Annotated in this window: 21 protein-coding genes and 1 other annotated feature; of the genes, 2 read left to right on the forward strand and 19 right to left on the reverse strand. The window is 27.1% G+C overall.

Annotated features, from left to right (window positions below; genetic code table 11):
- Positions 1-34: 34 nt before the first annotated feature.
- From aroA to I4U89_RS08285, 6 genes are all read right to left on the reverse strand, one after another.
- Positions 35-1,294, reverse strand: coding sequence for a 3-phosphoshikimate 1-carboxyvinyltransferase (aroA, locus tag I4U89_RS08260; RefSeq protein ID WP_195939899.1), 1,260 nt, complete (start codon positions 1,292-1,294; stop codon positions 35-37).
- Positions 1,287-2,417, reverse strand: coding sequence for a 3-dehydroquinate synthase (gene aroB / locus I4U89_RS08265; RefSeq protein ID WP_195939900.1), 1,131 nt, complete (start codon positions 2,415-2,417; stop codon positions 1,287-1,289). The genes aroA and aroB overlap by 8 nt, the downstream gene beginning before the upstream one ends.
- The gene (gene aroC / locus I4U89_RS08270; RefSeq protein ID WP_195939901.1) at positions 2,405-3,574 is read right to left on the reverse strand and encodes a chorismate synthase; all 1,170 of its coding nucleotides are present in this window, start codon (positions 3,572-3,574) and stop codon (positions 2,405-2,407) included. Before aroC ends, aroB begins: the two co-directional genes overlap by 13 nt.
- A gap of 190 nt (positions 3,575-3,764) precedes the next feature.
- Complete coding sequence (locus tag I4U89_RS08275) at positions 3,765-4,358, reverse strand: flavodoxin family protein (protein ID WP_195939902.1); 594 nt, start codon at positions 4,356-4,358, stop codon at positions 3,765-3,767.
- A 36-nt stretch (positions 4,359-4,394) separates the two neighbouring features.
- Positions 4,395-6,194: a GAF domain-containing SpoIIE family protein phosphatase gene (locus I4U89_RS08280; protein WP_195939903.1), complete on the reverse strand. Its 1,800-nt coding sequence runs from the start codon at positions 6,192-6,194 to the stop codon at positions 4,395-4,397.
- Between the two features lie 30 nt (positions 6,195-6,224).
- Positions 6,225-6,698, reverse strand: a complete 474-nt coding sequence (locus I4U89_RS08285) for a hypothetical protein (RefSeq protein ID WP_195939904.1) — start codon at positions 6,696-6,698, stop codon at positions 6,225-6,227.
- Positions 6,699-6,841: 143 nt separating this feature from the next.
- Here I4U89_RS08285 and I4U89_RS08290 point away from each other — a divergent pair, with 143 nt between their 5' ends.
- The gene (locus I4U89_RS08290; protein ID WP_195939905.1) at positions 6,842-7,318 is read left to right on the forward strand and encodes a hypothetical protein; all 477 of its coding nucleotides are present in this window, start codon (positions 6,842-6,844) and stop codon (positions 7,316-7,318) included.
- Between the two features lie 85 nt (positions 7,319-7,403).
- On the opposite strand, the gene I4U89_RS08295 is transcribed toward I4U89_RS08290, so the two are convergent.
- The 5 genes from I4U89_RS08295 to hpt form a co-directional block, all read right to left on the reverse strand.
- Positions 7,404-7,574 (reverse strand): hypothetical protein, encoded by a 171-nt coding sequence (locus I4U89_RS08295; protein ID WP_195939906.1) that lies wholly within the window; start codon positions 7,572-7,574, stop codon positions 7,404-7,406.
- Positions 7,575-7,731: 157 nt separating this feature from the next.
- Positions 7,732-7,956, reverse strand: coding sequence for an alpha/beta-type small acid-soluble spore protein (locus I4U89_RS08300; RefSeq protein WP_195939907.1), 225 nt, complete (start codon positions 7,954-7,956; stop codon positions 7,732-7,734).
- A gap of 102 nt (positions 7,957-8,058) precedes the next feature.
- Positions 8,059-9,285, reverse strand: a complete 1,227-nt coding sequence (locus I4U89_RS08305; protein ID WP_195939908.1) for an NAD(P)/FAD-dependent oxidoreductase — start codon at positions 9,283-9,285, stop codon at positions 8,059-8,061.
- A gap of 100 nt (positions 9,286-9,385) precedes the next feature.
- On the reverse strand, positions 9,386-10,270 hold the full coding sequence (locus I4U89_RS08310) for a phosphatase PAP2 family protein (RefSeq protein WP_195939909.1): 885 nt from the start codon (positions 10,268-10,270) through the stop codon (positions 9,386-9,388).
- A 111-nt stretch (positions 10,271-10,381) separates the two neighbouring features.
- Complete coding sequence (gene hpt / locus I4U89_RS08315; protein WP_166505921.1) at positions 10,382-10,906, reverse strand: hypoxanthine phosphoribosyltransferase; 525 nt, start codon at positions 10,904-10,906, stop codon at positions 10,382-10,384.
- A gap of 284 nt (positions 10,907-11,190) precedes the next feature.
- On the opposite strand from hpt, the gene I4U89_RS08320 reads away from it, so the two are divergent.
- Positions 11,191-12,264: a pyridoxal phosphate-dependent aminotransferase gene (locus I4U89_RS08320; RefSeq protein ID WP_195939910.1), complete on the forward strand. Its 1,074-nt coding sequence runs from the start codon at positions 11,191-11,193 to the stop codon at positions 12,262-12,264.
- 45 nt (positions 12,265-12,309) lie between these two features.
- On the opposite strand, the gene I4U89_RS08325 is transcribed toward I4U89_RS08320, so the two are convergent.
- The 8 genes from I4U89_RS08325 to I4U89_RS08360 all read right to left on the reverse strand — a co-directional run bounded on the left by I4U89_RS08325 (position 12,310) and on the right by I4U89_RS08360 (position 23,221).
- A complete protein-coding gene (locus I4U89_RS08325) occupies positions 12,310-13,506 on the reverse strand; it encodes a dicarboxylate/amino acid:cation symporter (RefSeq protein WP_195939911.1) in 1,197 nt (398 codons plus the stop codon).
- Between the two features lie 350 nt (positions 13,507-13,856).
- On the reverse strand, positions 13,857-15,788 hold the full coding sequence (locus I4U89_RS08330) for a sensor histidine kinase (RefSeq protein WP_195939912.1): 1,932 nt from the start codon (positions 15,786-15,788) through the stop codon (positions 13,857-13,859).
- Positions 15,789-16,001: 213 nt separating this feature from the next.
- Complete coding sequence (locus I4U89_RS08335; protein ID WP_195939913.1) at positions 16,002-16,370, reverse strand: YkvA family protein; 369 nt, start codon at positions 16,368-16,370, stop codon at positions 16,002-16,004.
- Between the two features lie 102 nt (positions 16,371-16,472).
- Positions 16,473-17,477, reverse strand: a complete 1,005-nt coding sequence (gene asnA / locus I4U89_RS08340; protein WP_195939914.1) for an aspartate--ammonia ligase — start codon at positions 17,475-17,477, stop codon at positions 16,473-16,475.
- 260 nt (positions 17,478-17,737) lie between these two features.
- Positions 17,738-17,986 (reverse strand) — a binding site (T-box leader).
- Between the two features lie 310 nt (positions 17,987-18,296).
- Complete coding sequence (locus I4U89_RS08345) at positions 18,297-19,334, reverse strand: PTS sugar transporter subunit IIC (protein WP_330615542.1); 1,038 nt, start codon at positions 19,332-19,334, stop codon at positions 18,297-18,299.
- 348 nt (positions 19,335-19,682) lie between these two features.
- Positions 19,683-21,395: a phosphoenolpyruvate--protein phosphotransferase gene (gene ptsP, locus I4U89_RS08350; RefSeq protein WP_092924029.1), complete on the reverse strand. Its 1,713-nt coding sequence runs from the start codon at positions 21,393-21,395 to the stop codon at positions 19,683-19,685.
- Between the two features lie 92 nt (positions 21,396-21,487).
- Complete coding sequence (locus I4U89_RS08355) at positions 21,488-21,748, reverse strand: HPr family phosphocarrier protein (protein ID WP_092924026.1); 261 nt, start codon at positions 21,746-21,748, stop codon at positions 21,488-21,490.
- A gap of 261 nt (positions 21,749-22,009) precedes the next feature.
- Complete coding sequence (locus I4U89_RS08360) at positions 22,010-23,221, reverse strand: patatin-like phospholipase family protein (RefSeq protein ID WP_195939915.1); 1,212 nt, start codon at positions 23,219-23,221, stop codon at positions 22,010-22,012.
- Positions 23,222-23,296: the final 75 nt, after the last annotated feature.

The raw sequence follows: 23,296 nt of genomic DNA on the forward strand, positions 1-23,296 counted from the left end.
ATATTAATTTTAAATATTAGTTTATATAAAATTTTTATATTGATAGCTTTCTTAATAAGTCAAAGTATCCAGGGAAAGATATATCTATACATTCTGTATCATCTAATACTAACTCTGTATCACATATTAAATTAGCTATTGAAAATGCCATAGCTATTCTATGGTCTTTAAAAGTAGTTATTCTAGCTCCACTTAGCTTAGTCTTCCCTTTTATAACCATTCCATCTTCTAATTCTTCTATATCTGCACCCATTAACTTTAAGTTGTCTACTACAGATTTTATTCTGTTGCTCTCTTTTACTTTTAATTCTTTTGCGTCTTTTATTATAGTTGTTCCTTCCGCTTGTGTTGCAAGTACTGCTATAACTGGTATTTCATCTATAAGCCTTGGTATTATAGTTTTATCTATTGTTGTAGCATTTAAGTCTTTACTGTATTTTACTAATAAATCTCCAACTAGCTCTCCTCCTACTAATCTTTGATTTATTATTTCTATTTTTCCATTCATATTTTTAACAACATCTATTATTCCAGTTCTAGTTTGGTTTAATCCGACATTTTTAATTAAAACCTCTGAACCTTTAGTTATTAAAGCTCCTACTATTATAAATGCTGCTGAAGATATATCTCCAGGTACATATATATCTTGATTGAATAGCTCTTTAACTGGATTTATAGTTATGTCTAAATTATTTACATTTATATCAGCTCCAAAAGATTTAAGCATTATTTCTGTATGATTTCTACTTTTAACCTTTTCTCTTATTATACTTTGTGAATCTGCATATAAGCTTGCAAGTATCAAAGCTGATTTAACTTGTGCTGATGCTACTGGCATATTATAATCTATTCCTTTTAAGTTCCCTCCGTATATTTTTATAGGAGTATAGTTTGCATCGTCTTTTCCCTCTATTTTGCATCCCATCATTCTTAAAGGATCTGTAACTCTTTTCATAGGTCTTTTTCCTATTGATTCATCTCCAATAAGTGTTGCATCAAAGTTATTTCCTGCTAATATCCCACTTAATAGCCTTATTGTAGTTCCAGAGTTTCCTACATCTAGTAAATCTTTAGGTGGCTTTAAGCCATATAGACCGTTTCCTTTTACAAAAACTTCATTTCCTTTTATGTCTATGTCTACTCCCATTTTTCTAAAGCAAGATATTGTACTTAAGCAATCTTGTCCCATTAAAAAGTTGCTTATTTTATTATGTCCTTTTGATATTGATGAAAACATTATGGCTCTATGAGATATAGACTTATCCCCTATAAGCTCAAAACTTCCTCTAAGCATTTTGATTCTCCCTTATTATATTTAGTATTTTTTCTTCATCTATATTATCCATTAAACTTACTTTTCCTAGTTCTGTTGGAAGTATTAAGTTTATTTTACCAAAGCTATTTTTCTTATCACTCTTCATTATGTATAGTATCTCTTTTGCAATATGATCTTTATCCATATTTTCGTTTAAATCATATTTTAAAGGTAGTTTGTATAAATTTATAGCTCTTATAAATTTATCATAGTACTCTTTAGATATTAACTTTTCATCTAATGAAAGTTTAAATGCCATAGCCATACCTATACTCACAGCCTTACCATGGCTAATTTTTAATAATTTTTCTACTCCATGTCCAAAGGTATGTCCAAAGTTTAGTATTTTTCTAAGTCCACCTTCTTTTTCATCATTAGATACTACTTCTACCTTTATACCTGCACATTTTTTTACTATATGGTATAAATATTTTTCTTCTTTATTTAATATAGCTTCACTATTTTCTATTAGATAATCTAAAAATTCATAATCATATATTGCACTATACTTTATAACCTCTGCCATACCACTTATAAATTCTTCTTCACTTAAACTTTTTAAAGAATTTACATTTATGTAAGTAAGTTTTGGCTGATAAAAACTTCCCATTATATTTTTAAAATTTCCTAGATTTATACCTGTTTTTCCACCTATAGAAGAGTCAACTTGAGAAAGCAAGCTTGTAGGTACTTGTATAACATCTATACCTCTCATATAAGTAGATGCTATAAATCCTGCAAGGTCTCCTACTACTCCACCTCCTAAGGCTATTATTAGAGATTTTCTAGATAAATTTATTCTTATACAGTAGTTCATTATTTCCTCATAAACCTCTAAAGATTTAGATTGTTCACCTGGCGACACTATATATTCATATATGTATTTAGCTTTTATAGAACTTGTAAATTCTTTCATTATATGTTTATATACATTATCATCACTTATTATAAGTACTTTGTCGTATATATCATTTAAGTCTATATCATCTTTTATTAAATCTTTATCTGTATCATTTGAATTTACTAGTTTTACAGATTCATTAAAGGATTTATAATCGTTATCTATTACCACACTACAAATAGCAGTTTCTATCTTTTCCATCCTCTTTCACCTAACCTTTTTATGTATGAATTATAATTTGATTTTAAATCATTTAAATTATCTCCACCTATTTTTTCTAGAAAGTGATTACATATAACAAAAGCTACTACATTTTCACAAACTACACTACAAGCAGGTACAGCACAATTATCTGAACGTTCAATACTTGCACTATAGCTTTCTAGTGTATTTATATTTATAGAATTTAATGGCTTATATAATGTAGGTATTGGCTTCATTGCACATCTTATTATAATCTCTTCTCCTGTAGTCATTCCGCCTTCTATTCCACCTAGTCTATTTGTAGCTCTTTTTATGCCTTCATTTTTGTCATAGTTTATTTCATCCATTACACAAGATCCTGCTAAAGAACTAACATCAAATCCAATTCCTATTTCTACTCCTTTTATAGCTTGAGTAGCCATTAAATGCATAGCAAGTTGTCCATCTATTTTCTTATCAAATTGAGTATATGAACCTAGTCCAGGAATAATATTTTTTACTCTTATTTCTACAATTCCACCTAAAGTATCACCATCAAGTTTTGCTTTATCTATTTTTTCTATTATTTTTTCTTCTAGGTTTTTATTTACACATCTTATTTGACTAGTATCTACATTTTGCTTTATATAATCAAATTCATATAAATTTTTATCTTCTATGCCACCAATATTTACTACATGAGATGTAAATTCTACATTAAAATTTTTAAGTATTTGTTTGCATATAGCACCTACAGCTACTCTACTTGCAGTTTCTCTAGCACTAGATCTTTCAAGTACATTTCTAGCATCGTCAAAGTCATATTTTAAGCAACCTACCAAGTCTGCATGTCCTGGTCTTACATTACTTACTTTTCTAGTCTCTAAATCCACTTCCTCCATTGGATTCATGTACTTTGTCCAATTTTCATAATCTTTATTTTTTATTTCTATAGATATAGGTCCACCTAGGGTTTTTTTACCTCTAATTCCACCTAATATATTTATTTTATCTCTTTCGATTTGCATTCTTCCGCCACGACCGTAGCCACCTTGTCTTTTTTTAAGCTCCTTGTTTATTTCTTCAAAATCAAGTTCTATATTAGCTGGTACCCCATCTAGTATAGATATTAAGCTTTGTCCATGAGATTCTCCACTTGTTAAATACCTTAGCATATCATTCTCCTTATTAAACTTCATTTATTATATATATTGTATAATATTATTTAAGTAAAATACTCTAATTTAAATATTTTTTATATTATGTTTTATTCTAATTTTTTTGGGTATATATACAATTAGATTTCTAATTTTATATTTTTATTATTTGATTTTCTAAATATATCTACAATCAAAAGAAGCTTGATTAATCAAGCTTCTTTACATCACATATATAATTTTTTACGGCTTTATCTAGTTCATTTTTAAAGTGTTGATTTTCACTATACCCTAATTTATCTGTACTATTTAAGTAAATATTATATTTTAATTTATTGTTTACACTTTTAAAGAAAAAGTCCATAACTATTTGACCACCCATAAATTGAGTTTTATATGGTGTTGAACCTCCAACAGCTATATACATTCCTATACGAGTCTTATCTCTATCTATTGATGGTTTATTAAGAATATACTTACTTGCATATATAGCTTGAGTTCTATCTACTACTGTTTTTAATTTAGCAGATACGCAATCAAAATGTACAGGACTTATTACTATAACTCCTTTGGCTTTATCAAACATTTTATACATAGGAGTCATATCATCATTGAATTTGCAATAACCTGTTTTTTCGCAAAATCCACAAGCAGTACAGTACTCAATATTCATATCATATATATTAAATATTTCGTAAGTTATATTATTTTCTTCTAGTTTAGAGCTTATTTCCTTAGATATAGAAAAACAATTTTTATTTTTTCTTGGGCTTCCATTTATTATTAATATTTCTTTAAACATTAATTATCCCCCTTTATCTTTTAGTTATAGTAAATACTATTTCTCCTTTAACATAACTACTAATATATCATCATCAAAGTTATCTTTACCTGCAAAATCTATTAACTCTTCTTCTAACTTTTCTTGTAAAACTTCATGACCTATTTGGTAATTATCTTGAAGGAATTTCTCTAATCTAGATACCCCATATTCTTCTTTTGACTCATTTTTTATTTCTAAAATTCCATCTGTATACATACATAATAGTGAATAGTTTGATATATCAAAAGAGTTGTTTGCATATTCAGCTTCATCCATTATTCCTATTGGTATACCTTTTTTACAGTTTAAATTTCCTTCTATTTCTCCATTATTTTTTATTATTATAGGACTATAATGTCCTGCGTTGGATATTGTTATTTTATTTTCTTTTGAATTTATCACACCTACTAAACATGTAGTAAATACATCCATTTTATCAAATTCATCATATAACATATTATTTAACTTTGTAAGTATTTCTCCAGGTGTTTTATAGTTGTTAGCCAATACTTTAAAAGCACCTTTTATCATAGCAACTACATAGTTTGAAATCATACCATGTCCCATAACATCAGCTACTATAAACACTGTATTATTATCATCAACCTTCATAGCATAGTAGAAATCTCCTCCAACTACTCTTGCTGGTCTATGATAGTAATCTAGCTCTTTATTGTTACTTAATTCTAATTTAGCATCATCCATAATTAACTTTTGCTGTTTGCTTAAAAGATTTAACTCATTATCAAGTACCTTATGTTTTACTTCTTCTAAATTATATTTATAAAGTTGCATACCTACTGATACTTGCTTTGCTAATATACTTAATGTGTTTAAATCATCCCTTGTATAGTTTTGACTATTAGCACATACTATACATCCTATAACTTTATTTCTATATCTTAACTTATAGTATATATAGCTTTTTATAGTATCTTCTGATTCAAATTTTATATTTACATTATTGTGATATTCTCCAATGGATTTTCTCGCTTGGATACTTTCTAACATTGGATATAAGTTTATTTTATTTTTATCTTCAACGTTGTAATAGTTAAATGCTCTATTTTTATAGTCATTATCATCTACTAATATCAAGGCTTCTTTACTGTTTGTCATATTACAAGCTTGTTTACTTAGTTGTTCTAAGAATACAGTCATATCATTACTTGAGTAAAGCTTTTTAGTTGCATCATTTATAGCATTTATAGCACCTCTTAATTTATGTACTAAAAATTGTGTATTATTGTTTTTGGTAGTTATTTCTATTGACAAACTAAGTAGTGATGCTACAGAAGATATAAAGTCTATATCTTGTTCACATATATTGTCATTTTTACCTAAGAAGCAAGTCATAAATCCAACTACTGCATCGTTTATTATAAAAGGAAATACTATCCTCCCTACGTAGCCTTCATTTATAGCTAAATCTCTTTCCTCTTTTGCTCTTTCTTCTTCAAAGACATCCTCAACATATATTATTTTCTTTTCTTTTACAGCCTCGTGAACATATTTAGGATATTCATTAAAATCTATTTTAACTCCTATAGGATTGTTCATAGGGTTTACTGATGGTACGTGATTCATAGGGAATATCTGTGGTATATACTCTAAGGTCTCAGAACACACTAAGTACGCATATTTATAGTTATTTTGATGAAATAGGTTTACACATGCCTTAGTTGGATGAACAACCTCTAACATCTTTTCTACTATCTTATCTTTTATACTATAAAAATCTGTTGAGCTAGTTACCATAGCTGATATGTCTACTAAGTTTTTCATTCTATGGCTATCAGTACTAAAATTTTGCATATCACTACTTACCCCCTAACTTTATATAGTCTACTTTATATTACTATATATGTTATTTATAGTAAATATAAAAACTATTATAAAAGTTGCTATTATAATTGCATTAAAGCCAGTTAATAATCCAATTATAAGCAAAGTGACTAATGCATTTAATCCTGATTTTCCTCTCTCATCTATAGTTGGTATTTTAGGTATTTCTATGTTCTTTTTTATATTTTCAATACTTTCCCTCACTTGAACTTCTAACTTTATCTTGTATATTAGATATGTTAATTCTACTAACAACATCCCCATTCCAAATATCATCTCTATATTAAAAGATATATATAAAATTATTAGTGCTAATAATAGTTTCATAATCTTTAGAAATACACTATCTAACTTTAACGTCATATTTCTTATTTCTCTACATTCTTCTCTGTAAGTGTAGTCTGATGAAGGCATAGATTTCATCTTAGTTTTTACTATTTCAGAGTAAAATAGCTTTATTATTCCATTTATCATATAAATTCTCCTTATCAATTTACTTATTTTTATATAAACTGCATGGCATCCATATATTTGTAATTTTTACAATTATAATATTTTTTATACTTGTCAATAATAAAATATATAGACTAATATACACTTTAAAAGGAGTGGTTTTAATGCAAATGGCTAATCTTGATTTAGAAACGCGTAGTAAAATCTATAGCCACACAAAAAAAGTCCTCAGAAAGTATCAAAAAGGTATTATAACTGGTAAACTTACAGCTGATAAGTTTGCTGAAAATATACTATCTAATGAATCTATTAATGACATTTTAGATGAAAATCTTTTATCAGATGAAACCTTCAAATTATCTTATATAGATTATATAGATAAATTAATAAGTATGCAAAATGCTAATTTATCAAAAGGCAAAAAACGCAAAGATAAATCTATACCTGAAAAACCAAGTATTTCTCAAAAACTAAAATTAAAAAATTTACTAAGTTCTAGTGAATATACATTGTCAATTCCTATAGAATACCTAAATGCTTGCGATGTTGATAATTTAATAAAATTCATAAGCACTGGTATTATAGATTTAGGAGATGAAAGAATTTATAATTATGTACATAAACCAGAGAAAGTAAATTAATATAATATCATATATAAACTGTTTTGATATTTTTTAAATAATAAAAAGTCTTCACCTAAATATTTATGTGAAGACTTTTTATTATTTATCCTAACGCTTTTTCTAGCTTAGATAAATGTTGTATTGGATAATATCTAAGAAGTTCTCTAAACTGCTCTACTGTAAGACCTTCTGTTGTTGTATAAATACGTATTTTTTCATCTAAATCTGCATTTATAAATTTAGTTTTTACTTCTTCAAAATTAACAGTCGACATTTATATTTCTCCTTATGTAATATATTTGTTGTTATTTTATCCATTCAAAAACTTTTTATCCAATATACAATATAAGTTATATATTTTTTATTTTATTTAAAAATTAAAGGAGCATCTAAAAGATACTCCTTTAATATATTATCTTATTATATTATTATTATTGTTGTTGTTGTTGTCCTGACATTTGTTTTTCTGCCATTTCAACTAACTTCTTAGTCATGTATCCACCTACATAACCATTTTCTCTTGCAGTAAGGTTTCCTTTGTCCATTTGTTGATAATTTGTCATTCCAAGCTCATTAGCTATTTCTAATTTCATTTGATTTAATGCTTGTTTAGCTCCTGGAACTACTGTTTTGTTGTTATTGTTGTTGTTTGACATTGTTGACTACCTTCTTTCTTTTAATTTTGTTTCTTGGTAGTATTATATGAATTTATAGTTTTTTAATTCTAGGTAATATCTGTAACAATATCTAAATTTTTGCTAACAATAATATCCTGCTAAATATCCTGTTGAAAATGCTATTTGAAGATTAAATCCTCCAGTATAAGCATCAACATCAATTACTTCTCCTGCAAAAAATAATCCATCTATTAGCTTTGATTCCATTGTACTTGCATTTATCTCCCCAACTTTAACTCCACCTGAAGTTATTATAGCTTCTTCTATTGGTCTGTACCTTTTTACTGTTAAATTAATATTTTTTAATAAATGTACTAATGCTTTTCTTTGTTCTCTAGATATTTGATGAACTACAGTGTTTTCATCTATATCACTTAATTTTATTATTACTGGTATTAATTTTTTTGGCAATAAATCATCTAAAGAGTTTTTAAAAGCTTTGTTAGTATACTTTTGGAAATCTCTTTGTATTCTTTTATCTAATTTTTCTTCATCTAGTGCTGGTTTTAAATCTAGAACTATCTTATAAGTATTTTTTGATAAATCTTTCATCATACAGCTAGCTGATTTTACAACCGGCCCATCTATACCATACTTTGTAAATTCTAATTCTCCAAAGTCATCATATATTTTTTTATTTTTACCGTTATATAACTCTATTTTTATGTTTCTGAGAGACAATTTGTCTAATTTACTTACAAAACTTTCACATACTTCAAGCCCTATTAAAGAAGGTTTAGGAGCTATTATAGTATGTCCATGTTTTTTAGCAAATTTATATCCATCTCCAGTAGAACCCGTTAAAGGATAACTAACTCCTCCTGTAGCAACTATTATAGCATCGCATAGTATTTCTTTTTTGTTATCTAATATTACTTTTTCTATCTTATTATCTTTTGCTATTATTTCTTCAACTTTAGTATTTAATAACAATTTTACTTTTTTATCTATTACTTGCTTATGAAGTGCATTAGCTATATCATGTGCCTTATCACTTTCTGGAAATACTCTATTTCCTCTTTCTGTCTTAGTTTTTACACCTAAATTTTCAAACATACTTATAACATCTTCATTTGTAAATGTATAAAATGCACTGTATAAAAATTTACCATTTGTAGGTACATTTTCTATTAATTCTTCTATATCGCAATTATTAGTTATATTACATCTGCCTTTTCCTGTTATTAATATTTTTCTACCTACTCTATGATTTTTTTCTACTAATGTTACATCTAATCCTCTGTCTGCCGCAGTTGCCGCTGCCATCATACCAGCTGCCCCTGCTCCTATTACTACTACTTTTTTCAAATTTCCACCTCTTCTATTTTAAGTAAGCTTAACTTTTTAATGGCTTTAAGTAACTTACTTTACATCTTAACTAATCTTATTCAATAAATAATAAAATTTACTATAGCTTAAATATCTTAAACAGAAATGGTACTCCACAAACTCCATAAAATACTACTATTGTATATCTTATATAATCAAATAAGTTGTTACTTGGCATAGTATATTTTAAGCCTAAATAAACTAATCCTAAAGTTATTATTCCAAGTAAAAATCTAAATATATTTTTAGCTATTTTATTACCTTTTTTGTTGCTAAAGTTTATTTTATTTTTATTTTTTGATATCGTTTCAAACTGTATATATCTATCTTCAACTATATATCCTAATACAAATCCAGTTAATAATCCAAATGATTTTATATAAGACGAACTATTTACTAAAAATGCAACTAATGTAAATGGTATTAACATTAAAACAAGACTTAGATATTTTTTTTCATTATCTACATAATCAAAAAATTTACTAAATATTACAGTAAATATTATCCCAAATCCCCATCCAAATATTACATCTATAGGCCAATGAACTCCTAGGTATAGTCTAGATATGCCTACTCCTAAAATTATAATAGCTCCTATTATACTAATCCATGTATTTTTGAATATAATTATTATACTTGTCCAAAATGAAGTTGCAGTTTGAGTATGTCCACTTGGAAATGAATAGCCTGTTGCTGTTGATACTCTTTGAGACACTATTCCCTCTATTCCTATTGGCCTTTTAGCCTTTATTATATCTTTTATTCCTGAATTTATTGCCACGTTTCCTACTAATGAAAATAATATTTTTTGACCATACTTTTTATTTATACACCAATACATTATCGTTGTTAATAAAACTATTACAGGTATTTCTGTACTTATAGTAAGTATTAAAAATAAAGTATCTAATACGCCAGATCTTAAAGACTGAAAAAACTGTAGTATACTTAATTGAATATCCATTTTATTTCCCCCTCCTAAGTACTTATCTTTTATGTAATTATACCTAACTTTCTTATTTATTTATACCCTTTACACAAAAATAGACTTAGCAATATTGCTAAGTCTTCTATACTATTCTTCTCCAACTATTCCTATATAAGGTAAGTTTCTGTATTTTTCTGCCCAGTCTATTCCATATCCTACTATAAAATTGTCTTCTATAGTAAACCCTACATAGTCTACTGGTATGTTAGCTTTTCTTCTTTCAGGCTTATCTAATAGTGTACATAATTTTAATGTTTTTGGATTTCTAGTTTGTAGCACGTCAACTAATTTACTTAATGTTAATCCTGAATCTATTATATCTTCTACTACTAATACATTTTTTCCTTCTATATTAACATCTAAGTCCTTTAGTATTTTTACAACACCTGAACTTTCAGTTGATTTTCCATAACTTGATACGCTCATAAAATCTATATTAACATCTAAGTCTATTTTTCTTATTAAGTCAGAAACAAATACACTAGCACCTTTTAGTATTCCTACTACTAATAATTCTTCACCTTTGAAGTCTTTTTCTATTTGTTTTGCTATCTCTTCTACTTTTTTAGCTATTTGTTCTTCTGTTAATAATACTTCTGTAATTTTGAACATTTCAGTCCTCCTATTGTTTACGTATATTATAATAAAAATATTATACCATATAAGTACAGATATTAGAACATTTTTATATTTTTTTTAGTAATTGTTCAATATTTTTTTATAATTTAAATTTTTAAGTATATTTTTATTATTTTCTTAAAACCTCTTGCTATACATATTTTTCTAAATATAATTTTATTATTAGGTATTATTATTTAATATTTTTATAAAAGCTACTAATAATCGATTTTTATATTATAATTAAATTGTAACTATTAACTACGGAGGTGTTTTACTTGAGTTTAAACCATGGTGCTAATTTATATGACTTATCAAAAAAATATGGTTTTTCAAAAGAAGAATTTCTAGATTTTAGCTCTAATATAAATCCTTTAGGTGCATCTAAAGCTGCTAAAGACGTTGTGATTAAAAATATAGATCAGGTTTCTATATATCCAGACCCTGATTATATAAATTTAAAAAGTTCTATTTCTTCTTATTGTCATTGTAATAAAGAAAACATAATTTTAGGAAGTGGGGCAACAGAGCTTATTTCTTCATTTATAAAAACTATAAATCCTACTAAAGCTCTACTTTTATCACCTGCTTATTCTGAGTATGAAAAAGAATTAAAAAAGATAAACTGTAATATAGACAAGTATTACTCAAAACATGAAAATGATTTTAAAATTGATGTCAATAAACTAATAGATCACATAAATAGTAATAAATATAATTTAATTATTATCTGTAATCCTAATAATCCAACTGGTTTTACTTTCTCAAAATCTGAGATAAAAACTTTACTTGAAAATACTAATACTTTCTTTATGATTGATGAAACTTACATAGAATTTACAGATACTAAAGCTTTTTCTTCAACATCTTTAGTTGATGATTATAATAATATATTTGTTATAAGAGGTACTTCTAAGTTCTTCTCAACTCCTGGCATTAGACTAGGATATGGGCTTATATCTAATACTACTGTAAAAGATAGCATATCATCTCATCTTGATTTATGGAATATAAATATATTCGCTACATTAATGGGTGAGGTTATGTTTAAAGATACACATTTTATAGAAAATACTATTAATATTATGACTAAAGAAAGAGATTATTTATTTGATAATTTAAGAAATATAGATGATTTAAATGTTTATGATAGCCAAGGTAATTTTATATTATGTGAAATAAAATCAAAAAAATTAACTGCAAGTGAATTAAGAGATAAGCTTATTCCAAAGAAAATAATCATAAGAGATTGTGCTTCTTTTGATGGACTTAGCGAGTATTTCTTTAGAGTTTGTATTTTAAAACCTGAAGATAATAGACTTTTAATAAATTCTTTAAATGATATTTTTTAATAAAAAAAGAGCTACCTAATACTGAGGTAGCTCTTTTTTTATGGCTTAAGCAATTTTATTTGCTTTTTTAGACATTTTAGTGTTTATATGATCAACAACTGCTGCTATAGCATTATCTCCAGATACGTTTGCAGCTGTTCCGAAACTATCTTGAGTTAAGTATAGAGCTATCATTAAACTTGCAAGTCCTCCATCTGATGGTATACCTATCATTGGTAAGAAAGGTAATGCACTCATTATAGCTCCACCTGGCGCTCCTGGTGCTGCAACCATTGCTATTCCTAACATTAATATGAATGGGAATAAAGTAGCAAAGCTATGATCCATATTGTTCATCATAAGTACTGCAACAGCAAATGATGTAACTGATATTATACTTCCTGATAAGTGAATTGTTGCACATAAAGGTACACAGAATTCTCTTATTTCCTTACTTACTCCGTTGTTCTTAGCACATTCTACGTTTACTGGTATAGTAGCTGCTGAAGATTGAGTTCCTACTGCTGTTAAGTAACCAGGTATTTGATTTTTTAACATTTTGAAAGGATTCTTTCCTGTAACTATTCCTGCTGCTGTAAATTGTATTGTTAAGTATATTAAATGTAGAGGTATTACTATTAAGTAAACTCTCCAGAATACTCCTAATATAGACCAAACTTGTCCAGCAAAAGTTATATTAGCAAATGTTCCTGCTATATATATTGGTAATAAAGGTATTATTATTGTTGATAATACTTTTGTTACTATTTCTTGGAACTCTTGGAATATATTATGTAAAGTTTGCCCTTTACCATTGTTTCTAAGAGCAGATATACCTAGACCCATTGTAAATGCAAATACTATTGCAGCAGTTACATCTACCATTGGTGATAGAGGTATAGTAAAGAATGGTGATAACATACCTGCTTCAGGATCCCCTATTTGTGAAGCAACACTTGCATCTATAAAAGATGGGAATATTAACGATGCTACAACAAATGCTAATGTTCCAGCTACTATTGTAGACCCATATGCTATTCCTGTTGTTATCCCTAATAATTTTCCTGCACCTGTTGCTAAATCTGCTATACCTGCTGTAACAAATCCTATTATTATAAATGGTATAACGAATTTTAAGAATGCAGAGAATAAACTACTTGCAGTTACCAGAGTTTTCACTATCATTTCTGGTGCGAATTGTCCGATTAATATACCGGCTATGATACCCATAATAAGTTTAGGAACTAATCCTATTTTCTTCATACGACTTTCTCCCCCTGTCCTTTTTTCGTCTTGCAAACTTATAATAAAACATTTTCCTATTTTAGTCAACGTTTTCCTAGATATTTTTTTGTATTTTTGATTTTTTCTTTATTTTATTTTCTTTCTAAGTTTTTATACTTTTTTTATTAAATTACTTTTCTTTATAATTAAAATTTTCTTAATTTTCTTACTACCGAGCATTATTGTCAATATTATTCTTTTTTTTGCAAAATCATTCTTTTTTAAAATTCATTTTTAATTTTTTTTATAATAAAAAAGATAATTTCATAAAATAGAAACTATCTTTTTTTACTTATTCTTTTTAATTTTAAACAATTTTTATTTGATATCTACATATATATATCTGATAACTCTAATTTAACTTTTTCTTTTAATTCATCTTCTTTTATATATTTATCACATCTATCTTCACTTATTTTAATTATAGGTATTTTTATTTTAAAGGTAGTTCCTTCATTTAATTTTGATTTTATATCAATTTTGCCTCCATGTGCTTCTACAAATAACTTAACAATAGATAATCCTACACCACTTCCTTCGTTCTTTCTAGTCATAGTATTATCTATTTGATAAAATATATCAAATATACTTTCTAAATCTTCTTCATTCATACCTATTCCTTCATCTTTTATTTCAATCTCAATATTATCTTCTAACGTTGATACATTGACATTTAAAGTTCCACCATTGTATGAAAATTTTATTGCATTTGACAATAAATTAAGTATTGTCCTTTCCATTTTATCAATATCAACAGCAGTTATAATTTCCTCGTCAGTGGTATCAAATATAATATCTAAATTTTTAGACTTTGTATATGGTATTACAGATAAAGTTATATTTTCTATTAATTCTACTATATTTACATTTTGTAAATATGTTTTTGTATCTACACATTTAAACTTTTGAATATCAATTAAATTATTTATTAGCCTTAGCAATCTATTGCAATTACTTTCTATTATTTCATAATTATTATTACTTATTATAAATTCATTGTTTTTAGATTTTGATTTTGAAAGCTGCATTACTGATGAAATAACAGTAATTGGTGTTCTTAGTTCATGACTAATATTAGATGTAAAGTGAGCTTTTAATCTACTTAATTCCTTGCTTTCATCAATTAATTTTAAAAGTTCTTTTTCATATTTCATTTTATAGTTGGTATAAGATATTAAGGCTATTACTATAGCTACTAGAACTAACATAATAGAAATTACTCCTAATATATAATTTGCATGTTTTTCGTAAACTTCTATTGGATCATTTACTATTACAGATTCTTTTGGTAAATCATGCTTTCTTATACCAAACTCTTTCATTACATCATAATCAAATATATACTTATTTGCATTATCATCATCTATATAATTTTTTTTATCACTTTTTCCAGATAAAATCGAATTTAATATTTCCCCAGCTTTCTTTGCCTGATTATATGGACTTACTACCTTACCACCTATAGTACCTTTTCCTATGCTATGTTCAAATGAACTATATATAGGAACATCTTTAGTTAATGATTTTATAAGTTCAATTGTATCTTCGTGTCCTAAATTAATATTTTCAAAATACCCTGGATAAAAAGTTATAATTGCATCACTACTTTTTAGTTTTTTTAACTTTTTCTTAAAATCATTGATATCTATATTACGAGTAACTACCTCATGTAAATTAATGTTATTTTTTTTATATTTATTTTCATAATAAGATATCTCTTCTTTTGTTAATTCACTTTTATACCCAGACATAAAATAAATATTTTTTACACCTTTGTGGAATTTAGATATTAACTCTATATTTTTATCTATTGATGCTACTTCCCTTACTCCTGAAACCATATTATAAGATAAAGCCTTTTTTATAAGTTTTTCATTTTCTATTGCGAAGAATACAATAGGAATATCTTTAAATAAATCTTCCCTATATTTTATAGCAAATTCTAATGCATCATCATTTTCTACAATAATCCCATCAAAATTTTTATAGTTTCTTATTCTATGGCTTAGTAACTCATAAAATTCTAATTCATGCTTTGGGTTATAGTTATATTTTGAATTCATATACTCCGTTTGTAAATTTATATCATGGCCTAACCCACCTGCTATTCCACTCATATATTCATCAAAGTTTAAAAAATTAGGATTTCCTGAACTAATAAATAAAATATTTCTTTTTCCTTCTGAGTATATATCTTTTGTAGATATTCCCAGTATTAAAATAGTAATAAAAATGAAACTTAGATATTTACACTTCCTCATGATTATCACCTACTTTTATCAAAAATTTTAATTTGTTTATATATTAATTGCATATTTTGATATTTTGTTAATTTATACTTTTTCGACTTATGATACCTTATTATATCATTTGCATTTATATTTTTTTGTCGAAAATTGTATCAAGAAAAATATATATCATACTACATTTGCAAGTTTTATATAAATTAAAAGAAACGGCATAATAGCCGTTTCTTAATCTTTTATACTAAAATTGACATCTTCTATAATATTTGAATTCTTATCTTTTTTGATAATAACTTTATATTTTTCTATTTCTTCATTTATCATTCCCAAGCTCCATATTAGAATAAATAAATCATCGATAAAACCAAATAACCCTAGTATAATCTCTGGTATAAAATCTAGACCTAATATTGCGTAAAGTAGTCCTACTATTAATGCAAATATTACCTTTGCTTTACTCATTATACTAACTCTACTGTCTTTTAATAAATCTGGTAGTTTAAATATATTTATAAAAAACATAAAACCAAATTTAGCTTTTCTAAATCTTACTAATGTTACCTTTGTAAAGTTTAATATTTTATCTATAATATTCATAATATTATCACTCCTAAGTTATAAAAAATGCTTATTATCTATATATTAGTATTATTATAACTTATATGATATTTTATATAAATATATTAAATTCATTTTATACTATAGTAAACTTATTCCAGCTTCATCACATTCTTCTATCATTTCTTTTGGCCAAACTCCTACTTGTACTTCTCCTATATGAGCTTTGTTTAAGAAGTACATGCATATTCTAGATTGACCAATTCCTCCACCTATAGTATATGGCAGTTCTCCTTTTAGTAAGGCTTGATGATAATCTAAATTTCTTCTATCATCACATCCACTTTCTCTTAATTGTCTATCTAAACTTTCCTCATCTACTCTTATTCCCATAGATGATAATTCTAATGCTCTATCTAATACAGGATTGTAGAATAATATATCTCCGTTTAATTCCCAATCATCATAATCAGGACTTCTTCCATCATGTTTTTCGCCATTTGAAAGTACTTTTCCTATTTGCATTAAAAATACTGCACCTTTATCTTTTACTATTTTATCTTCTCTTTCTTTTGGAGTTAACTCTGGATATAAATCTAATAATTCTTGAGATGTTATAAATGTTATCTCCTCAGGAAGTATTTTTTGTATTTCTGGATATATACTTTGTACATGTTCTTCAGTTTCTTTAAATACTTTGTAAATCTTTTTAACTACTTCTTCTAATGTTTCTCTACTTCTTTGTTTTTTATCTATTATAAGCTCCCAATCCCATTGGTCTACGTATATAGAATGTATGTTATCTAGTTCCTCGTCTTTTCTAATAGCGTTCATATCTGTATAGATTCCTCTTCCTGTAGGTAATCCATACTTTTTAAGAGCCATTCTTTTCCACTTAGCTAACGATTGAACTATTTCTGCTTTTTTACCTATATCAGGAACCTCAAAGCTTACAGCCTTTTCTATTCCATTTAAGTTATCATTTGTACCAGTTTCTGGTAGTACAAATAATGGAGATGACACTCTCGTTAGTCTTAGCTCTTCACCTAATCTCTGCTCAAAAAAGTCCTTTAAATCTTTTATAGCTTCTTGCGTTTGTATTATACTTAATCTTGTTTTATATTGTGTTGGTATTATTAAACTCATTTTTATTATCTCCTTTTATTTTTTTATTTAAGGAGTATGACGTCATACTTAGTTTAAAACTTAATAAACTATACTTAAGTTCAGTTATTTTTATCTATAGCCTGGCCTTGGCTACATACAAATCTATGAATTGATATAATGCTAGTATCCACTTAGTCACATCTGTTGCTCAAATTTTAAATTTAAATTATATCTAATAGAAAATAGATAAACTATAATTTTTAAGCATATAAAAAGCCCTTCATCCACTATATATAAAATATAGGGACGAAAGGCATATCTTCCGCGGTACCACCCTGATTAGCTTAATAATAAGCTCACTTTAATAATGTAGCAAGAATAATCTTAGTACATTCCAATTCGATAACGGGTTGGTTCCGTCTAAGCCTACTTTTATTTCGGTTAGCAACTCCAGGATGTTCTTCAATATAGCCTTCGTGTTGGACTCTCACCGCCACCAACTCGCTTTGACTACGTACTATATTTACTCTTCCTTTCATAGTCTTTGTTATGTTATTGTTAATGATATATTATTATAAATTTTCTGTCAAATCTTTTTTTGTATTTATATATTCTTGTTACCTTTTATTTTTAAGTATTATATTAATAATAGCTTTATTTTTATAGTAATTACTTGTTTTAACTTATATTTAATTAGAAAACTAATATAAAATATAAATTAATAATTTTTTTAATTAATATTTTTGTACTAATTTTTATACTAATAAACACAAAAATTTAAACTATTTCTTATTATATACTATGATGATATTGTAAAAAGTTTCATGATTTATTTAATAAATTTATTATTAACTTAATTTAATCATTATCATTTATGACATTTCCTCTTATTTTGTCAGCTCTTACTATCTTATAGTTTTTAAATAAAGCATATCCTATATATCCACCTAAAATACTCACTATTATACACCCTGCTGCTGCTATTAAAACTTGTATTGGTGGGTTATAAGCAAACATTATAGCAAATCCAGCTATTGGTGTTGCTGTACCTGGAGTATTGTTTACTAGTTGCATTAAAGCTACTATAACACCAGACATTGCCCCTCCTATAAAGTTTGTTGTGTATACTGGTATTGGATTTGCAGATATTATATCTGACTGTGTAAGCGGCTCTATTGCTACTGATATTGTATCTTTTTTAGAACCAAATTTCATCTTAGAGAAGAAAATAAAGTTCATAAATGAAGAACCAAATACTGCTAATGCACCTATGGCCATTGGAAGTCCTGTAAGACCTATTATAGATGTAAGCGCCATAGAACTAAGTGGCGCTGTTGCAACAACTGTTATAAGCCCTCCAAGTATAATACCCATAACTATTGGTGATGTATCTGCTGCCTTTATTAAAACTTGACCTATTTGAAGTAAAGTATTATTTACTACAGGGTCCATTCCCATAGCTATTGCTCTACAAAGTGGTGCACCTATAACTATTATTACTATTAAATCAAGTCCCGCTGGTACTTTTTTCTCAAAGAATTTAACCACAAAAGATGTTAAGTAACCTGCTATAAATCCTGGAAGTATACCAAATCCTGATACAGATAAACCTACAAGTACTGAGTACACTGGTGATACTCCTAATGCTAGAGGAACAAGTATTGCAGCTGCTACTCCTCCCATAGAACCATTTGCAGCTCCTACACTTTCTAAAAACTTAAATCCTAATACCTCTCCAAAAAATGAGAAGTGGAATGCTTCAACTAAGAAACTTGCACAAGCAGCACTAGCTAATGCTCCCATGGCCTTCATACCATATGGTGCTTTGTAGCTAAATAGAGTAAATAGTGCAAGGACTACTAAAAGTAATCCAGTACCCATTAATATTTCCATCATATTATTTGCCTCCTAAGCTGTCTTTTTTCTTAGTTTAGTTTTTACATTATTTTATTACTTATTCCTCTTTCTAGTAATTAATTTTAAAGTAAATAAAAACAACATATATGTGAGTTGCTTAAGAATTTTTCTTTATATATATTTTTAATGCTTTTATCAATAAAATAAGCGTATATAATACTAACACCAAAATACTAAAAATTTTTATAAAGTAAATTAAAACTATAGGAACTCCTATCATTTTTATATCCATTATATATTTTCCACTTTATTTATAATTTAAAAGGATATCTCTTAAATTGAGATATCCTTTATTTATTACATCGATTTTATTGTCTTATATCTGAATTAGAAATTAAAAGTCTTGTCTACATGATTTTTTATTTCTTCTGCTGTTGATAATGATAATACTTCATCAGCAAATTTTTTCATATCTTCATATTTAACTGAAGTTATGAATTTTCTAGCAGGAAGTATTGATATTGGACTCATTGAGAATTCATCAAGTCCCATACCTAAAAGTATTGGTATCATTCTCTTATCTCCCGCAGATTCTCCACACATTCCAACCCATTTTCCTTCTTTATGTGCATTATCTATAACCATTTTTATAAGTCTAAGTACAGCTGGGTTGAATTGGTTGTATAAGTGACTTATCTTTTGGTTCATTCTATCTACTGCACAAGTATATTGTATAAGGTCATTAGTTCCTATTGAGAAGAAGTCTACATGCTTTGCTAGTATATCAGATATAACAGCAGCTGATGGTATTTCTATCATCATACCTACTTCTACATCTTTAGAATAAGCTATACCTTCTTTATCTAATTCAGCTAGTACTTCTTTTATAATTTCTTTAGCTGATAATAATTCTCCTAATGAAGATATCATAGGGAACATTATTCTTAATCTTCCGTGTACACTTGCTCTATATAATGCTCTTAATTGAGTCTTGAATATTTCAGTTTTATCTAAGCATATTCTTATAGCTCTATATCCTAAGAATGGATTCATTTCTTCATCCATCTTGAAGTATGGAAGTTCTTTATCTCCACCTATGTCTAATGTTCTTATAACTATAGGCTTATTATCCATTCCTTCTAAAACTGCTTTATAAGCTTCGTATTGCTCTTCTTCAGTTGGGAAGGCATCTTCCTTGTCCATATATAAGAACTCTGTTCTATATAGTCCAACACCTTCAGCATCATTATTTATAAGACCTTCAACATCCTTAGGGCTTCCTATATTTCCAGCAAGCTCTACGTGTCTTTCATCTAAAGTTATAGATGCTTTTCCTTTTAATTGTTGTAATTCTCTTTTATAATCTTCAAATTCTTTTTTAAGTTTAGTGTATTTTTCTATAGTTTCTTCATCTGGGTTAACTATAACTTCACCAGTATCTCCATTAAATACTACAAAATCTCCATCTTTTATAGTTTGTGTTGCATCATTAAGTCCTACAACTGCTGCTATTTCCAATGTTCTAGCCATTATAGCAGTGTGAGAAGTTCTTCCTCCAATATCTGTTAAAAAACCTAATACCATTTTTTTATTCATAGTGGCAGTATCTGAAGGTGTTAAATCGTGAGCTATTAATATAACTTCTTCTTCAAGACCTGCTAAATCAACTACTTTTACGCCTAATATATGTCTAAGTACTCTATTTGTAACGTCTTTTATGTCTGCTGCTCTTTCTCTCATGTACTCGTTGTCCATAGATTCAAACATAGCTACAAACATTTCTTTTATTTCATTTAATGCAAAATCAGCATTTACTTTTTCATCTCTTATTTTATTAGCCGCAGAATCTACTAATTCTGGGTCTTCTAAAACTAGTAAATGAGATTCAAATATTTGAGCTTCATGCTCCCCTAATTCCTCAAAAGCCTTTTCCTTGACCTTAGTTAATTCCTCTTTTGAAATTTCTACGGCCTTTTGTAATTTTAGTACTTCCTCTTCTACATTATCTATCGACTTTTTTTCTATAACTAATTCACTATGTTCTACTATTAGTGCTTTTCCTAGAGCGATTCCAGGAGATGCTCCTGTTCCTTTATACATAGGTAATCCTCCTAACGATGCATTTTGAAATTTATATATTATTTATTTTATATACCAAAGAAAACCTCGGCAAATTCCCGAGGTTTATTTAATTATTCCCCAAATCCACTTTCTATTAATTCAGCTAATGCATTTACTGCAGCTTCTTGATCTTCACCATTAGCAACGATTGTTAACTCGTCTCCTTGAGCTAATCCTAAACTCATTATACCCATTATTGACTTAGCGTTAACTGTCTTTCCTTTAGCGTTAACTTCTACTGTAGATTTGAACTCAGCAGCTTTCTTTACAAACATTCCTGCTGGTCTAGCGTGTAATCCACTTGCATTTGTTATAGTTACTAATTTTTCCATTGTGAAACCTCCAATAAATTTCTTCTTTAAATATTGTTTATAGCTAATATTTGCTATAACCTTTAATAATTATTTGTACTGCATATAATTATTTTATATGCCCTAAAAGCCTACCTACTAAAATTTTTAATAAAGACTTTTTAGTTTTTTAATTAATAGTATATTTATTAAAAATTCTCTTTAATGGTACTTTTTTATTTTACAACAATGGAACAATTTTGTCCAATGGTACTTTTTATGTCCCACCCCGAGAATATTTAACTAACCTTGTGTTTTAAAATCTTTCAAGAAATAATTGGTAATTATTTTTGCCAATTTATTTTTTTGTAAAGAAATTATAGCTAATGTTTCTGCATTTAATTTATGGATGTTATTATCTGTTATGTTTTTATTAACAGTTTCTACTAATTTATTGAAATCATATAATTTTACTCTGCTTATATTATTTTCTTCAAGTTTTTTTTCATATATAGCATAAAATAAATCTTCATATGAGAATTCTTTTTCTAAATTAAGTAGCTCCCCAACTTTAGGTATAACACTTTCTAATAAGCATCTAGTACTTGCTTCTCTTTTTATACCTAATACTGTACAAAGGTTTTCTATAGTTTCCTTATCTATATTTTTTAATTTATAAAAACAATATTCTTCATCATACTTATAATCTGCATTAAAATAGTATTTAATACCTTCATATCTATTGTAGGCTTTCATAGTGTCTAAATATCCTAAATCTATATTTCTCTTTACACTATCTTTGTCTTTGTTTAAAGAACCTCCTAAATACTCTGATGGTATTATTGTTTTTATATTTATATCTTGATGCTTGTTTAAGTTTTTCTTACCCAAAAAGTCATCTAATAATCTTATTACAACTAAATCTTCATATCCTTTATCTGCTAAAAGACTTATTGGCATATTATCAAAAAACATACCATCTAAATAAAGCTTATCATCTATTTTATCTAATTTAAATATAGGCAAACTTGCACTAGCTATTAAATAGTCTACTAATTTACCTTTTGGTATTTGTTCTAAATACATAGGATGAGGATTTATTTTTTTATCCCAAGTAACTGTAACTAAACCAAAATCACGTTTAGAATTTCTAATTTTATCTTCGTCTAGGGTATCTTGGAGTAGTTTTTTCAGTGGACTTATATCAATACCTTCATTTTTTCTGGCTTTATTCATAAGCTCAATTACAGTATTGAAACTTTTGGTTGTAAAATCTACATTTTTATATTTTTCATAGCTTTCTTCGTCTATATTCATAAAATGAGTATAGTCGTATTTCAACCAAATTTCCTCCATTACTTCTATGTCATTTTGAAGTATATAGGCTCCATTTAAAGCTCCTATTGATGTACCTGCTACACCATTAAACTCAATGCCTAAGTCTCTTAAAGCTTTGTAAGCTCCTATTTGGTAGGCACCTTTGGTACCTCCACCTTCTAAAATTAAACCCTTCATTATATCACCTATTTTATAAAAAAAGATATATACTTTTAGTAATTACATTTTATCATAAAAATAATAGAAAAGTAT

Origin of the sequence: Romboutsia sp. 1001713B170131_170501_G6, from assembly GCF_015668195.1 — a bacterium.
Classification (GTDB): domain Bacteria; phylum Bacillota; class Clostridia; order Peptostreptococcales; family Peptostreptococcaceae; genus Romboutsia_C.

Excerpts from the sequence above, each read along its gene's own strand:
- aroB (WP_195939900.1), bottom strand. The coding sequence starts at position 2,417 with ATGGAAAAGATAGAAACTGCTATTTGTAGTGTGGTAATAGATAACGAT.
- ptsP (WP_092924029.1), bottom strand. The coding sequence starts at position 21,395 with ATGTATAAAGGAACAGGAGCATCTCCTGGAATCGCTCTAGGAAAAGCA.
- I4U89_RS08325 (WP_195939911.1), bottom strand. The coding sequence starts at position 13,506 with ATGAAGAAAATAGGATTAGTTCCTAAACTTATTATGGGTATCATAGCC.
- I4U89_RS08310 (WP_195939909.1), bottom strand. The coding sequence starts at position 10,270 with ATGGATATTCAATTAAGTATACTACAGTTTTTTCAGTCTTTAAGATCT.
- I4U89_RS08295 (WP_195939906.1), bottom strand. The coding sequence starts at position 7,574 with ATGTCGACTGTTAATTTTGAAGAAGTAAAAACTAAATTTATAAATGCA.
- hpt (WP_166505921.1), bottom strand. The coding sequence starts at position 10,906 with ATGTTCAAAATTACAGAAGTATTATTAACAGAAGAACAAATAGCTAAA.
- aroA (WP_195939899.1), bottom strand. The coding sequence starts at position 1,294 with ATGCTTAGAGGAAGTTTTGAGCTTATAGGGGATAAGTCTATATCTCAT.
- I4U89_RS08330 (WP_195939912.1), bottom strand. The coding sequence starts at position 15,788 with ATGAGGAAGTGTAAATATCTAAGTTTCATTTTTATTACTATTTTAATA.
- aroC (WP_195939901.1), bottom strand. The coding sequence starts at position 3,574 with ATGCTAAGGTATTTAACAAGTGGAGAATCTCATGGACAAAGCTTAATA.
- I4U89_RS08300 (WP_195939907.1), bottom strand. The coding sequence starts at position 7,956 with ATGTCAAACAACAACAATAACAACAAAACAGTAGTTCCAGGAGCTAAA.
- I4U89_RS08360 (WP_195939915.1), bottom strand. The coding sequence starts at position 23,221 with ATGAAGGGTTTAATTTTAGAAGGTGGAGGTACCAAAGGTGCCTACCAA.
- I4U89_RS08335 (WP_195939913.1), bottom strand. The coding sequence starts at position 16,370 with ATGAATATTATAGATAAAATATTAAACTTTACAAAGGTAACATTAGTA.
- I4U89_RS08280 (WP_195939903.1), bottom strand. The coding sequence starts at position 6,194 with ATGCAAAATTTTAGTACTGATAGCCATAGAATGAAAAACTTAGTAGAC.
- I4U89_RS08285 (WP_195939904.1), bottom strand. The coding sequence starts at position 6,698 with ATGATAAATGGAATAATAAAGCTATTTTACTCTGAAATAGTAAAAACT.
- I4U89_RS08275 (WP_195939902.1), bottom strand. The coding sequence starts at position 4,358 with ATGTTTAAAGAAATATTAATAATAAATGGAAGCCCAAGAAAAAATAAA.
- I4U89_RS08355 (WP_092924026.1), bottom strand. The coding sequence starts at position 21,748 with ATGGAAAAATTAGTAACTATAACAAATGCAAGTGGATTACACGCTAGA.
- I4U89_RS08345 (WP_330615542.1), bottom strand. The coding sequence starts at position 19,334 with ATGATGGAAATATTAATGGGTACTGGATTACTTTTAGTAGTCCTTGCA.
- asnA (WP_195939914.1), bottom strand. The coding sequence starts at position 17,477 with ATGAGTTTAATAATACCAACACAATATAAAACAAGATTAAGTATAATA.
- I4U89_RS08290 (WP_195939905.1), top strand. The coding sequence starts at position 6,842 with ATGCAAATGGCTAATCTTGATTTAGAAACGCGTAGTAAAATCTATAGC.